This window comes from Nocardia sp. CA-151230, assembly GCF_050942175.1.
Classification (GTDB): Bacteria; Actinomycetota; Actinomycetes; order Mycobacteriales; family Mycobacteriaceae; genus Nocardia.
In genome coordinates this window covers 6072537-6087506 of the sequence record NZ_CP192061.1, presented here as the reverse complement: position 1 = coordinate 6087506, position 14970 = coordinate 6072537, and the positions used below count along the sequence as shown (strand labels likewise).

Genomic DNA, 14970 nt, shown 5'->3' with positions numbered 1-14970 from the left:
TTCTCCGAGGGCCTCGGCATGCTCGCGGTCGAGCGACTGTCGGATGCCCGCCGTCTCGGCCACCCCGTCCTCGCGGTCATCCGCGGCAGCGCGATCAACCAGGACGGCGCCAGCAATCGCCTGACCGCACCGAACGGTCCGTCGCAGGAAAAGGTGATCGGGCAGGCCCTCGCCAATGCCGGTCTGACGCCCGCCGACGTCGATGCGGTCGAAGCGCACGGCACCGGGACCACTCTCGGCGACCCGATCGAGGCGCAGGCCCTGATCGCCGCCTACGGTCGCGGTCGCGTCGGAGCTCCGCTGCGCCTGGGCTCGCTCAAGTCGAACATCGGGCACACCTCGGCCGCGGCCGGTGTCGGCGGCGTGATCAAGATGGTGCAGGCGCTGCGGCACGAAACGCTGCCCGCGACACTGCATGTCGACGCTCCGACCCCGCACGTGGACTGGTCGGCGGGCTCGGTTCGACTGCTCACCGAGGCCGAACCGTGGCCGGTGGGGGAGCGGGTGCGTCGCGCCGGCGTGTCCTCCTTCGGCGCCAGCGGCACCAACGCGCACCTGATCCTGGAAGAGGCCCCCGCTCTGGAGGAGGCCACCGCCGAACCAGCGGACGAGGCCCCCGATCAGGGTGCGCAGGCCGTGGCGTCCGATGTCTCCGCCTGGCTGGTTTCGGCGAAGACCGAGGACGGCCTGCGCGCGCAGGCGGGCAAACTGCGGCAGTGGGTGACCGCACACCCCGACCTGACCATCGACGAGATCGCCTATTCGCTGTTGACGACCCGCGCCCGGCTGGACTGGCGGGGCACGGTGGTCGCCGGCGACCGGGACGCCATGCTGACCGGACTGGCAGCGCTCGCGGAACACGGATCGGCGAGCACCGCCGCGGGCGTGACGGCGGCGCAGGCGATCACGCGCAAGGCAGCCTTCCTGTTCACCGGTCAGGGCGCACAGCGGGCCGGAATGGGACGTGAACTGGCCGAGGCGTTCCCGGCGTTCGCCGCCGCGTTGGACGAGGTGTGTGCGCAGTTCGATCCGCTCCTGGGCGGTTCGCTGAAGCAGGTGATGTTCACCGGCCGGCAGGTCGGCGCTGCCGAAACCGGCGTGCTGGATCGGACCGAGTTCACCCAGCCCGCGCTGTTCGCCTACGAAGTCGCGCTGTGCCGACTCCTCGAATCCTTCGGTGTGACACCGGATTTCCTGATCGGCCATTCGATCGGCGAGCTGGCCGCCGCGTACATCGCCGGTGTGTGGTCGCTCCCGGACGCGTGCCGGCTGGTGGCGGCGCGCGGCCGCCTCATGGGCGGGCTGCCCGAGGGCGGCGCGATGCTGGCCGTCGCGGCCACCGAACGCGAGGTGTCCGAGGTGCTCGCCGACCATGCGGGCCGTGCGTCCATCGCCGCCGTGAATTCGCCTGCGGCCGTGGTGGTCTCCGGTGACGAGGACGCGGTGACGGCGCTCGAGCAGTGGTTCACCGACCGTGGCCGCAAGACCTCGCGGTTGCGGGTGTCGCATGCGTTCCATTCCCACCGCATGGACCCGATGCTGGCCGAGTTCGCCACTGTCGCACGGGAAGTGACCTATCGCCGCCCGCAGATACCCCTGGTCTCGAATCTGTCCGGCCGGATCGCCGGTGATGAGGTACTCGAGCCCGCGTACTGGGTCCAGCAGGTGCGGGCGAGCGTTCGGTTCGCCCGGGGCGTCGAGACCCTCGCGGCCGCGGGTGTGCGCCGATTCGTGGAAATCGGTCCCGATGCGGTCCTGACGGCCATGACCCGGCAATCCCTGCCGGAGGACCTCGAATCCCAGTCGTCGGTGATCGCCGGAGCCCGCCGCGGCAGGGCCGAGGTCGAGCAGTTCGTCACCTGCTTGGCCCACGCGCACACGGTCGGCGTCGAGGTCGACTGGACGGCGTTGCTCGCCGCTCGGACGGTGTCGCGAGTATCATTGCCCACCTACGCTTTCCAGCGCCGCCGCTACTGGCTCGAGGCTGCGCAGGGCACCGCCGGTGTCGAGTCCGCGGGTTTGGGCGCGGTGCAGCACCCGCTGCTGGGCGCGGTGGTCTCGGAACCCGAATCCGGTGGCGTGCTGCTGACCGGCCGGTTGTCGGTGGCCACCCACCCCTGGCTGGCCGATCACGCGGTGGCCGGGTCGGTCCTGCTGGCCGGGACCGGGTTCGTGGAGCTGGCGTTGCGCGCCGGTGCCGAAGCCGGGTGCCCGGCGATCGAGGAACTGACGCTGCGGACGCCCCTCGTCCTGCCCGCGACCGGCGGTGTACAGATCCAGGTCGTCGTCGGCGGTCCGGAACACGAGCTCACGCGGCGTCCGGTATCGATCTACTCTCGCGCCGAACACGATCGCGACGGAGAGTGGGTACTCAACGCCCGGGGCGTCCTGACCATTCGCGACGACGCCACCGAACCCCGATCGCAGACGTGGCCGCCTGCCGCGGCGACCGGTCTCGATGTCTCAGCGGCGTACACGGCCCTGCTGGCGCGTGGTTACGACTACGGCCCGGCCTTCCAGGGGGTGCGGGCGCTGTGGCGACGCGGTGACGAGGTGTTCGCCGAGGTCGCCATCGATACGGACACCGGGATGCGAGCCGAGGGTTTCGGGATCCATCCGGCACTGCTGGACGCGGCCTTGCAGGCAGGACTGCTGGCCGAGGTGTCCGAAGATGCCGCAGGACGGCCGGATTCACCGTTCGCGGTCGCGGCGGGCCAGGTGGTGCTGCCGTTCTCCTGGGAGTCGGTGTCGCTGTACGCGGCCGAAGCGTCGGTGCTGCGCGTGCGTCTGACCACGAGCGGATCGTCGGTATCGGTGTCGGCGGACGACGAGCAGGGACAACCCGTGCTGTCGGGCTCGGTGACGCCCCGCCCGATGCCATTGGCACAGCTGGCCGCCGCCGGTGCGAGCGGCATCGCCGATGCGGTGCTGGAACTGGTGTGGTCGCCGATCGCGTCCGAGTCCACGGTGGCGGATGTCGTTGCGGGCCGGTGGGATCGGTTGGATCCGCAGTCACCGGTACCCCCGGTGGTGATCGTCGAGGCCGGGTCCGGGTGGAGCGAACACACCGGCATCGACGTGGTGACCGCCACCCACACCGAGGTCGCACGAATCCTCGCGGTGGTGCAGGCGTGGCTGGATCAGGACCGGTTCGCCTCGAGCACCCTGCTGGTCGCCACGCACGGCGCGGTCGCGCTGCCCGGTGAAGACCTCACCGATCTCGCGGGTGCCGCCGTGTGGGGCCTGGTGCGTACCGCGCAGACGGAGGATCCGGGCCGAATTGTCCTGGTGGACGCGGACACCGGTCTCGACGAGCGACTCGCGGCCATCGCCCTGGCCGTGGACGAACCCCAGGTGGTCGTGCGCGCCGGTGTCACACACAACGCTCGACTGACCCGGCCCACACCCATGTCCCCCACGCCGGGCGAGGAGTCCGCCTTCGGCGCGGGAACGGTGCTGATCACCGGCGGCACAGGCGGTTTGGGTGCGGTGGTGGCCCGGCACGCGGTCGTCGAGCACGGCGTCCGGTCGCTGCTGCTGGTGAGCCGCAGCGGTCCGCAGGCCGAGGGCGTGACAGCGCTCTGCGACGAGTTGAACGACCTGGGCGCACAGGTGCGAGTCGCGGCCTGTGACGTCACCGACCCCGACGCGGTGGGCCGACTCCTGGCCGACGCACCCGAGCCGTTGACCGCCGTGATCCACGCCGCGGGCGTGCTCGACGACGGGATCATCGCGTCCCTGACCCCGCAACGGCTGGACGCGGTCCTGGCACCGAAGGCAGACGCCGCCTGGCACCTCCACGAGGCGACAACGGATCTGAATCTGGCTGCGTTCGTGGTGTTCTCCTCGGTGTCGGGCACCATCGGCGGACCCGGGCAGGCCAACTACGCGGCCGCGAACACCTTCCTCGACGCCCTGGTGGCGCACCGGCGCGCACGGGGACTGGCCGGGCAATCGCTGGCCTGGGGTCCGTGGGCGCGCTCGAGCAGCATGACCGGGCACCTGGGTGAGACCGATGTGGCCCGGATGAGCCGCGGCGGCTTCACCGCGATGCCGGACGAGCAGGCGCTGGCCGGATGGGATACGGCGCTCGCGCGGGACACGGCGCTGGCGGTGATCGCGGCCGTGGACACCACCGCGATTCGCGCTCGCGCAGAGGCGGGACTCCTGCCGCCACTGCTGCGGGAACTGGCGCCGGCGGTGGTCCGGCGTCCGGCGGCGGCGACCTCGGCGGCGGCATCCGGTCTCCGGCAACGACTTACCGGTCTGGATGCCGATCAGCAGCGGCAGGCGGTACTCGCGACCGTGCGCACCCACATCGCGGCCGTCCTCGGTCACGACGGCGCGTCCGCGATCGAACCCGATTCCGCCTTCCAGGATCTGGGATTCGATTCGCTGAGCGCGGTCGAGCTTCGCAACCGGCTCAAGACCGCGACCGGCCTGTCACTGTCGGCCGCAGTCGTTTTCGACTACCCGACACCGCGCACCCTGGCCGCCTATCTGGCCGACGAGCTCACCGGCACCGGGCGCGATATCGCCGTCACCGCCACCAAGGCCGCCGACGATGAACCGATTGCGATCGTCGGCATGGCGTGCCGGTACCCGGGCGGCGTGAGTTCTCCCGAGCAGCTGTGGAATCTGGTCGCGAACGGGACCGACGCGACGTCGGAGTTCCCGGTGAACCGAGGCTGGGATACCGACCGCCTGTACGACCCCACCGGCGAGACGCCGCACACCACCTACACGCGCGAGGGTGGATTCCTGCACGCCGCAGGCGAATTCGATCCCGCATTCTTCGGCATCAGCCCCAATGAAGCCGCGGTGATGGATCCCCAGCAGTTCCTGCTGCTGGAAACCTCCTGGGAGGCATTGGAGCGGGCCGGAGTCGATCCGGCGGAACTGCGCGGCAGTTCGACCGGGGTGTTCACCGGCATGATGTACCACGACTATCCGGTCAACTCGAACGCGGGATCCATTGCCTCCGGACGGGTTTCGTATGTGTTCGGGCTGGAGGGCCCGGCGGTCACCGTGGATACGGCGTGTTCGTCCTCGCTGGTGGCGATGCACCTGGCCGCGCAGTCGCTGCGGTCGGGGGAGTGTGATCTGGCATTGGCCGGTGGTGTCGCGGTGATGGCGACGCCGGAAACGTTCGTGGAGTTCAGCCGCCAGCGCGGGCTGGCCCCGGACGGGCGGAGCAAGTCCTTCTCCGACACCGCCGACGGTGTCGCCTGGTCCGAAGGCGCCGGCGTGCTGGTGCTGGAGCGGCTGTCCGACGCCCGCCGCAATGGTCATGACGTTCTCGCGGTGGTTTCCGGTTCGGCGGTGAATCAGGATGGCGCGTCCAATGGTCTGACCGCACCCAACGGTCCCTCACAGCGTCGGGTGATCCGCCAAGCGCTGGCGAATGCCGGGGTGTCCTCGGTCGACGTCGATGTGGTGGAGGCCCACGGCACCGGCACCATTCTGGGTGATCCGATCGAGGCCGAAGCGCTGCTGGCCACGTACGGGCAGGAGCGTGAGGCGGATCGTCCGCTGTGGCTCGGCTCGTTGAAGTCCAACATCGGTCATGCGCAGGCTGCCGCGGGTGTGGGTGGCGTGATCAAGATGGTGATGGCGATGCGCCACGGTGTGCTGCCCAAGACGCTGCACGTCGATGCACCCAGCACCAAGGTCGATTGGACCCAGGGCCATGTCAGGCTGTTGACCGAGGCGGTGGCGTGGCCGGAGGTGGATCGTCCGCGTCGTGCGGGTGTGTCCTCGTTCGGTATCAGTGGCACGAATGCGCACGTCATCGTCGAGCAGGCTCCGGCGGCGGACCCGGCACCGGCTGCGGTCGAGACCGTCCCGGCCGGCGGAGTGCTGCCGTGGGTGATCTCGGCGCGCGGTAGCGCGGCTCTCGCCACTCAGGCCGAGCGGTTGACATCGTCTGCGGTCGAACAGGATCCGGTGAATATCGGTTTCTCGCTGGCGTCGACGCGCAGTGTTTTCGAGCACCGTGCGGTGGTCGTGGCCGAGGGCCGTGATGGTCTGCTCGCGGGCGTGCGGTCCTTGGCTTCCGGTGAGCAGGCACCCGGTGTGGTGACCGGCCGCGTGGTGTCGGGTTCGACGGGTGTGGTGTTCTCGGGTCAGGGCGCGCAGTGGGCCGGCATGGCCGCCGAACTGTGTGCGGCGTACCCGGTGTTCGCCGCGACGTTCGGCGCGATCGTTGCTGAGCTGGATCCGCTGCTGGGGCAGCAGGTTTCGCTGAGCGATGCTTTGGCGGACGGTGATCTAATCGACCAGACGGTATGCGCGCAGGCAGGTTTGTTCGCGTTCGAGGTGGCGTTGTTCCGTCTGCTCGAATCCTGGGGCGTGCGTGCCGATGTCGTGGCCGGTCACTCGATCGGTGAGGTGGCTGCCGCGCATGTGGCCGGGGTGTTGTCTCTGGTGGATGCGTGTGTGCTGGTGGCGGCGCGTGGCCGTTTGATGCAGGCGCTGCCTGTTGGTGGGGCGATGGTCGCGGTCGGTGCGTCCGAGGCCGATGTGTTGGCGTTGCTGGCTGGTGAGGTGTCGATCGCGGCGGTGAACGGTCCTGCATCGGTGGTGTTGTCCGGTGTCGAGGACGCTGTCGTCGCTGTCGTCGAGCGGTGTGCCGAGCAGGGCTGGCGGACGCACAGGTTGCGTGTTTCGCATGCTTTCCATTCGGCGTCGATGGAGCCGATGCTGGCCGAATTCGCCACGGCAATAGCGGGTTTGACCTTCGGCAGTCCGCGTATTCCGTTGGTGTCGACGGTGACCGGCGCCGAGGTCGGCGACGAGATGTCGGCCCCGTCGTATTGGGTCGGTCAGGTCCGTGACACGGTGCGGTTCGCCGACGCGGTCACCGCAATGGCCCGCCTGGGCGTGGGCAGGTTCGCCGAGGTCGGCCCCGATGCGGTGCTGACCCCGATGATCGCCCAAACTCTCGATACCGCAACCACAATCGCGCTGACCAGGCGTGACAACGCGAACGCCGCGACCGTGGTGAGTGCGGTGGCCGGGCTGTTCGTCTCCGGTGCGGAGGTGGACTGGGCCGGTTTCTACACCGGTACCGGGGCTCGGCGAATCGACCTGCCCACCTATGCTTTCCAGCACGAGCGCTTCTGGCTCGATGCCCGGCAGATGCTGGCCCAGTCCTGGCTCGCTGCCGAACTGGGCGGAGTCACCTCGGTCGGGCTCGACGCGGTGGATCATCCCCTGCTCGGTGCCCTGGTGCCGCACCCGGACTCGGGTGCGGTGAGCTTCACCGGCCGCTGGTCGCTGGACTCCGTCGAATGGCTGGCCGACCACAGCGTGCTCGGCACCGTGCTGCTGCCGGGCACCGGCTTCGTCGAGCTGGCCGGCCACGTCGCTGGTCTGCTGGGTTGCGCGGTGGTGGAGGAACTCGTGCTGCACACCCCGCTGACGCTGCCGGCCGACGGCGGTGTCGCAGTACAGGTGGTGGTGTCCGCCGCCGACGACGCCGGTCGTCGACGGCTGACCGTCCATTCGCAGCAGACGGCACAGGGCCCGTGGGCGCTCCACGCCGAAGGTGTTCTCGCCCCGGATGAGGTGCCGGCCGACTTCGACCTCACCTCCTGGCCTCCGGCCGGTGCGCAGCCGTTGCCCGTCGATGGCGTGTACGACGAGCTGCTCGACATCGGGTACGGCTACGGCCCGTTCTTCCAAGGATTGCGGGCGGCCTGGCAGCGCGACAATGAGTTGTTCGCCGAGGTCACGCTGCCGGACCCCAAGGACGCCAAGGGTTTCGGGATCCATCCGGCACTGTTCGACTCCGCCTTGCATGTCGGGATCGTTCACGGCCGTGGCGGTGGCGGCGCCGTGCTGCCGTTCTCCTGGAACCGGGTCGTGCTGCACTCGGCCGGTGCTGCCGCGCTGCGGGTGCGCATTGCGCGTGAAGATGACCGGTTCGCTGTGCAGCTCGCCGATGAGCAGGGACAACCGGTGATGTCGGTGGGGGCCTTGGTCTCTCGGCCGGTATCGGCTGAACGCCTCGGCGCGGACCGGGTGTCGGAAGCCCTCTTCGGGGTGGATTGGGTCGCGGTCGCGCCGTCGCCGACGACTGTCGATCATCGTGACCTCGCGGGATTGATCGCCGATCTGGATGCCGATCCCGATTCGGTTGTTCCCGGGATCGTATTGTTCGAATGCCCTCATTTCGACGATGTGCCGCCGCACGCCGCACGGCAGGTCGCGACCAGTGTCCTCGACGCCGTCAAGGGTTGGTTGTCCGACACTCGTTTCGCCGGTTCCCGCTTGGTGGTGCTCACCAAACACGCAGTGTCCGTGGATGATTCAGAGTCCGTGGATCTGGCGCAGGCGCCGGTCTGGGGCCTGCTGCGTGCCGCGCAGGCGGAGAACCCGGGTCGTTTCCAGCTTCTCGATCTGGATGAATACGGTGATCCGTCCGCTGTGGCGGCCGTGGCCGCCGCTGTCGCGACGGAGCCGGAGGTGGCCCTCCGGGGAGCGAGCGTGTTGGTGCCGCGTCTCCACGGTCACGCACCCGGTGCGATCGATCGATCGGTCGCACCGGGCACGGTCCTGATCACCGGTGGCACGGGTGGTCTGGGCGCGGTGATCGCCCGGCACCTCGTGACCGAACACGGTGTGCGCCATCTGCTTCTGACGTCTCGGCGTGGCCTGGATGCGCCTGGGGCTGCCGAGCTGGGTGCGGAGCTGGCCGAGCTCGGTGCCGAGGTCACCGTCGCCGCGTGCGATGTGTCCGATCGAAACGCGCTCGCGGCACTGCTGGACAGTGTGTCGGATCAGCATCCGCTGACGGGTGTGGTGCACGCGGCGGGAACCGCCGACAACGGTGTGATCGAGTCGATCACCGCGGATCGCATCGACGGCGTCTTCCGGCCCAAGGTCGACGCGGCCTGGCATCTGCACGAGCTCACTCGCGATCTCTCGCTGTCATTGTTCGTGCTGGTGTCGTCCGCGGGCGGCCTGGTGCTGGCTGCCGGCCAAGCGAACTACGCCGCGGCGAATGTCTTCCTGGATGCGCTCGCGGCTCATCGCCGCGGCCTGGGATTGCCTGCCACGTCCCTGGATTACGGAATGTGGGCGCGATCGAGCGGACTCGGGACCCAACTGTCCGAGGACGACTTCGACCGGATGCGCCGGCAGGGTTTCCCGCCGCTCTCCGAGGCCGAGGGTCTGGCGCTGTTCGATGCGGCGGTATTGACCGATACCGCCCAGCTGGTGGCGCTGCGGGTCGACAAGGCCGTGCTCCGGACCCGGGGCGAGCAGATTCCCGCCCTGGTCCGCGCGCTCGTCCCGGCCCCGGTCCGGCGCCGGACTCCGGCGGCGGGCCAGGCCTTCCTGCGCACGCTGGCCGGACTGTCGGACGCCGATCGCAGGAACGCTCAGCTCGACCTCGTCCGATCGGTGGCCGCCGAGATTCTCGGGCACGCCTCCATGGCAGCTGTCGAACCCCAGCAGGCTTTCCAGCAGCTCGGTTTCGATTCGCTGAGCGCCATCGAGTTCCGCAACAAGCTCAATGCCGCGACCGGTCTGCAACTGCCCGCGACGCTCGTCTTCGATTACCCCAATGCGCAGATCGTCGCCGAGTTCATCGACTCCCAGCTCACCGGCAGCGTAGCCGTCGAGGAGGTCGCGGTCAGCCGGGTCCGTACCGGTGATGATCCGATCGCGGTGGTGGCGATGAGCTGCCGCTACCCCGGTGGCGTCGCCTCGCCCGAGGACCTGTGGGGGTTGGTCACCTCGGGTATCGACACCACCGGCGACATGCCGATGGACCGCGGCTGGGATATCGAGGGTATCTACGACCCCGAACCCGGCAAGGCGGGCAAGACCTATACCCGACAGGGCGGATTCCTGCACTCCGCAGCGGATTTCGATGCGGACTTCTTCGGGATCAGCCCCAATGAGGCCACCGTGATGGATCCGCAGCAGCGGTTGCTGCTGGAGGTGTCGTGGGAGGCGCTGGAGCGCGCCGGTGTGGATCCGGCGGTGCTGCGCGGCAGCTCGACCGGTGTGTTCACCGGCGTGATGTACCACGACTACGCCCAGGCGACCGGTACCGGTAGCGGCGCCGCAGGCAGTTTGGTCTCGGGCCGGGTGTCCTACGTGTTCGGCCTGGAAGGCCCTGCGGTCACTGTGGATACAGCGTGCTCGTCGTCGCTGGTGGCACTGCATCTGGCGTCGCAGTCGCTGCGGTCGGGGGAGTGCGATCTCGCGTTGGCCGGTGGTGTCGCGGTGATGGCCACCCCGGACATGTTCCTCGAGTTCGGCCGTCAGCGGGGTCTGTCCCCGGATGGGCGGTGCAAGTCCTTCGCCGACGCGGCCGATGGTGTGGGCTGGTCCGAGGGCGCTGGTGTTCTCGTGTTGGAGCGGTTGTCCGACGCGCAGCGCAATGGTCATCAGGTGCTCGCGGTGATCGCCGGTTCGGCGGTGAATCAGGACGGCGCGTCGAATGGTCTGACCGCGCCCAACGGTCCCTCACAACGGCGTGTCATTCGCCAGGCGCTGGCGAATGCCGGTGTCTCGCCGGTCGAGGTGGATGCGGTGGAGGCGCACGGCACGGGTACGACTCTGGGTGATCCGATTGAGGCTCAAGCGCTTTTGGCGACGTACGGGCAGGATCGTGAGGCGGATCGTCCGTTGTGGCTGGGGTCGTTGAAGTCGAACATCGGTCACGCCCAGGCTGCTGCCGGTGTGGGTGGTGTGATCAAGATGGTCATGGCGATGCGCCATGGCGTGCTGCCCAAGACCCTGCATGTGGATCGGCCCTCGACGAAGGTGGATTGGTCCGGGGGCCATGTGCGGTTGTTGACCGAGTCGGTGGCGTGGCCGGAGGTGGATCGTCCGCGTCGTGCGGGTGTGTCCTCGTTCGGGATCAGCGGCACCAACGCGCACGTCATCGTGGAGCAGGCCCCGGTGACCGCGCCCACGGTGGAACAGGCTCCCGTGGCGGATTCGGTGCCGACTGTGGTGCCGTGGATGCTCTCCGCACGCAGCGGCGAGGCGCTCGCCGATCAGTCCGCCCGTCTGACATCGCATGCGGCCGAACATGATCCGATCGATGTCGGCTTTTCGCTGGCATCGACGCGCGCCGTTTTCGAGCACCGCGCTGTGATCGTGGCCGAGGACCGTGATGGTCTGCTCGCGGGAGCGCGGGCACTGGCTGCCGGTGTGCAGGCCCCCGGTGTGGTGTCCGGTCGTGTGGTCGCGGGTTCGACGGGTGTGGTGTTCTCGGGTCAGGGTGCGCAGTGGGCCGGTATGGCTGTCGAGCTGCGTGCGGCGTATCCGGTGTTCGCCGAGGTGTTCGACGCGATCGTCGTCGAGCTGGATCCGCTGCTGGGGCAGTCGGTTTCGTTGAATGCGGCGTTGGCCGGTGCTGGCCTCGTGGACCAGACGGTGTTTGCGCAGGCGGGTTTGTTCGCGTTCGAGGTGGCGTTGTTCCGTCTGCTCGAATCCTGGGGTGTGCGTGCGGATGTGGTGGCGGGTCATTCGATCGGTGAGGTGGCTGCCGCGCATGTGGCGGGGGTGTTGTCTCTGGCGGATGCGTGTGTGCTGGTGGCTGCCCGTGGCCGGTTGATGCAGGCGTTGCCCGCCGGTGGGGCGATGGTCGCCGTGGGTGCGTCCGAGACCGACGTTCGGGCGCTGCTGGCGGCCGGTGACGTGCCCGCTGGTGAGGTGTCGATCGCGGCGGTGAATGGTCCGTCGTCGGTGGTGCTCTCCGGTGTGGAGGCCGCTGTCGTGGCTGTCGCTGATCGTTGTGCCGGGCAGGGTTGGCGTACGCACAGGTTGCGTGTTTCGCATGCTTTCCATTCGGTGTTGATGGAGCCGATGCTGGCTGAGTTTGCTTCGGCGATCGAGGGTGTGGTGTTCGCCCGTGCGGGCATCCCGTTGGTGTCGACGGTGAGCGGTGTCCGGATCGGTGATGAGATGTCGGATCCGTCGTACTGGGTGGATCAGGTTCGCGAGACCGTCCGCTTTGCTGATGCGGTTACGGCGATGGCGGGTATGGGTGTGTCGCGGTTCGTCGAGGTCGGACCGGACGCTGTGCTGACCCCGATGGTCGCCCAGACCCTCGATGACGGGGATGGCTCGGCCGCAACGGTGGTGGCGCTGGCACGGCGCGACCATGCCGATGCGGCGGCCGTGTTGAACGCGGTTGCCACGCTGTTCGTGGCCGGCGCGCCGGTCGACTGGGCCGGTGTGTACGCCGGGACGGGAGCCGAGCGAATCGACTTGCCCACCTACGCTTTCCAGCGCCGCCGCTACTGGATGCGCGAGGGGTTCGCGGGTGCCGGTGACGCCCGGGCCATGGGTCTGGCGGCTACCGGGCACCCCCTGATTTCGGCGATGGTGACACAACCGGACTCCGGCGCGGTGATCCTGACCGGTCGCCTCTCGGTGGAGACCCATCCGTGGCTGGCCGATCACCGGGTCCTGGGCACCGTGCTGTTCCCCGGTACCGGTCTGGTCGAACTCGCCCTGCATGCCGGGGAGCGAGTGGGCCACACCAGTCTGGAGGACCTGGTGCTTCAGGCTCCGCTGGTGCTGCCGGAATCCGGCGGCGTCGCGGTGCGCATCGTGGTCGCGGCCGAGGACGAGACCGGCCGTCGCGCGGTGCGGATCTACTCCTGCCCCGATGGCGACGTCGATTCCGCGACGTCGTGGACGCTGAATGCCGAAGGCGCACTTGCACTGGACGAGGTGGCAACCGCTGTCGACCTCACCTCGTGGCCTCCGGTCGGTGCGCAGCCCCTGCCCATCGACGGCGTCTACGACGAGCTGTTCGATGCCGGGTACGGCTATGGTCCGTTCTTCCAGGGTTTGCAGGCGGCATGGCAGCGCGGCGATGACGTGTTCGCCGAGGTCGCCCTTCCGGATCCGCAGGACGCCAAGGGTTTCGGGCTGCATCCCGCGCTGCTCGATGCCGCGCTGCACGCACTGCGTTCGGCGGGCTACCTGTCCGGGGAGGGAAGCGGACCGGCATTGCCGTTCGAGTGGTCCGGCGTCACCGTGTACGCGGCGGAACCGGGCGCGTTGCGCGTCCGGTTGACCCGCGTCGGCGAGCATGCGGTGGCGGTGGATCTGGCGGATCCGACCGGCGCTCCGGTGGCGTCGGTGCGGCATCTGGCCTCCCGGCCGATCGATCCCGCACAGCTGACCACCGGCGCATCCACCGCCGGCAACGCGCTGTTCCAGATCGACTGGACACCGCTCTCGGTATCCGAGACCGAGGTCAGCGCTGTGTCCTGGGTGGATCTCGGTGACGAGGTTCCGGCCGCGGTAGTACTGGATTGCCCGGCGAGCAATGATCCCGTCGGCGTTCGTGCCGCGACTCACAGTGTGCTGCAAGCACTTCAGTCGTGGATCGCCGATCACCGGTTCACCGGGTCGGTGCTGGTGGTTCGAACCAGCGGCGCGGTTTCGGTTGCCGGGGAGGACATTACGAACCTGGCCGGTGCCGCCGTGGGCGGTCTGGTGCGTTCCGCGCAGGCGGAGAACCCTGGCCGGATCGTGTTGGTAGACACCGATTCCGACCCGCACGGGCTGCTCGGCGGAATTCTGGCCTCCGGGGAGCCCCAGGCCGCCGTCCGTGGCGGGCAGGTGCATGTCGCGCGACTCGCCCGAGCCGCTGCGTCGACCGCTTCAGCGCCGAGTTCCGCTCTCGGTCCGGACGAAACCGTTCTGATCACCGGAGCCAGTGGCTTCCTCGGCGGGTTGTTCGCACGGCATCTGGTCTCCACCCGGGGCGTCCGTCACCTGCTGATGCTGAGCCGGCGCGGTGCATCCGCCCCGGGCGCAACAGAGTTGCGCGCGGAACTGGAGCTTCTCGGTGCCGAGGTCGAGTTCGTCGCCTGCGATGTCACCGACCGTGGCGCGCTCGCGCAGGTATTGGCCGGTATCCCGGCGGACCGCCCGCTCACCGGTGTGTTCCACACGGCCGGTGTGCTCGACGATGGCGCCATCGGCTCGCTCACCGCGGATCGCATGGACACGGTGCTGCGGCCCAAGGTCGACGCCGCCCTGCACCTGCACGAGCTGACCGCCGATCTGCCGTTGACGGCGTTCGTGCTGTTCAGTTCGGCGGCCGGTGCGTTCGGCAACCCCGGTCAGGGCAACTATGCCGCGGCCAACGCCTGCTTGGACGCCTTGGCATTGCACCGCAGAGCATCCGGGCGTAGTGGTCAGTCGCTGGCGTGGGGTCTGTGGGGCGCCGACGGCGGTATGGCCACGGAGCTCAGCGATGTCGACCGGCAGCGCATGTCCCGTTCCGGCATGCTGCCGCTGTCGGAGGATCAGGGTCTGGCATTGTTCGCTGCGGCCACCGGAATCGATACGGCGGCTCCGATCCTCGCCCGTCTGGATCTGGAGAGCCTCCGCAACGCGGGGTTCGCCGCGGCACTGCTGTCCGGCCTGGTTCCCGCGCGCCGCCGAGCGGCCTCGGACGCACCCGCGGCACTGCGGACTCGTTTGGCGAATACCCCCGAGAGCGAACGCCTCGGTGTGCTCGCCGAAATCGTGCGCGGTCAGGTCGCGGCCGTACTCGGTCATCAGAACGCGCATGCGATCGCGGCCGACCGGGCCTTCAGCGAGCTGGGCTTCGATTCGATCACCGCGGTCGAGTTCCGCAATGCCCTCAAAGCCGTGACGGGCCTGCGGTTGCCGGCGACGCTGGTATTCGACTACCCGACGCCGCAGGCGCTGGCCGAATACCTGGCCGACGAGTTCACCGACGAGCACCACACCGGCCAATCGACAGATCTGTCGGAGAACGATATTCGCCGAGCTCTCCAGACGATTCCGCTCACCCGCCTGCGCGACGCGGGCCTGCTGGATGCCCTCATGAAACTCGCCGGCGGGCAGGAAAGCCCCGGCGACATCGAGCAGAGCATCACCGAGGAATCGATCGACGAGCTCGATATCGACGACCTGATCGACCTGGCTTACAACAACTCCTCAGAAGACTGA

1 protein-coding gene (cut by a window edge) is annotated in these 14970 nt (G+C 69.0%); it reads left to right on the top strand.

Translation table 11 applies throughout. The annotated features are described in order from the left end of the window. Positions 1 to 14970 carry the 3' portion of a type I polyketide synthase gene (locus ACQP1O_RS28840; RefSeq protein WP_433561583.1) on the top strand. 825 nt of this gene lie to the left of the window's left edge, so 14970 of the gene's 15795 nt are visible here — the last part of the coding sequence; its start codon lies beyond the left edge, outside the window; it ends in the stop codon at positions 14968 to 14970.